Source organism: Curtobacterium sp. MMLR14_002 (assembly GCF_001864975.1).
GTDB classification, from domain to species: Bacteria; Actinomycetota; Actinomycetes; order Actinomycetales; family Microbacteriaceae; genus Curtobacterium; species Curtobacterium flaccumfaciens.
In genome coordinates this window covers 972-1,853 of sequence record NZ_MJGT01000071.1, presented here as the reverse complement: position 1 = coordinate 1,853, position 882 = coordinate 972, and the positions used below count along the sequence as shown (strand labels likewise).

Here is an 882-nt window from a genome sequence, read left to right as displayed (position 1 = left end):
AACGCCGCGCGGCGGAACGTGATCCTGCGGTCGATGCACGAGCAGGGGCACCTGTCGACCGAGGAGTACCGCACGGCTCGGCTGTCCCGCGTCGCCGACTCCGTGCACCTGACGGCACCGCAGCAGGGGTGCGAGGCGGTCGAGGTGGGCGCGGAGTTCTTCTGCGACCACGCGGAGACCATCGCCCAGCGGCTCCCGCAGCTCGGCGCGACGAAGCAGCAGCGGGCGGACGCCTGGCGCACCGGCGGGTACCGGATCCAGACCACGCTCGACCTCGACCTGAACGCGGAACAGAAGCGGCTGCTCGACCAGTACGACCCGAAGACCGAGACGCGGCTGGCGCTGGGGGCCACGTTCAACACGGTCGAGGCCGGGACGGGCCGGGTGCTGACGATGGCACAGAACACCGACCACGACCGGTCGTCCGACGCGCCCCGCACCGCGACCTCGCTGAACTACGCCACCGACCAGGCGGACGGCAGCTCGACGGGGTTCCAGACCGGGTCGACCTACAAGATGTTCACTCTGCTGGCATGGATCGAGGCCGGCCGCAGTCCGGACACCGTCGTCAACGGCACACCGCACCCGCACAGCGAGTGGACCGCCTGCGGTGGACCCGCCTCGGCGTTCTGGCAGCCGAAGAACGACTCACCCGGGCAGCGTGGTCCGTACTCGGTCCGGTCGGCGACGGCGCAGTCCGTGAACGCGGCGTACCAGTCGATGGCCGAACAGCTCGACCTGTGCGACATCCGCGACGTGGCCGAGCGGCTGGGGGTGCACCTGGCGACCGGTGGCGAGCTGCCCTGGAACCCGGGGTCCCTGCTCGGCACCGAGAGCATCGCCCCGCTGACGATGGCGTCGGCCTACGCCGGCATCGCGAAC

1 protein-coding gene is annotated in these 882 nt (G+C 71.1%); it reads left to right on the top strand.

Annotated features, from left to right (window positions below; all coding sequences use genetic code 11):
• Positions 1-882 (top strand): penicillin-binding transpeptidase domain-containing protein (locus BIU91_RS13375; protein WP_253183759.1); only part of this gene is annotated, 882 nt, incomplete at both ends.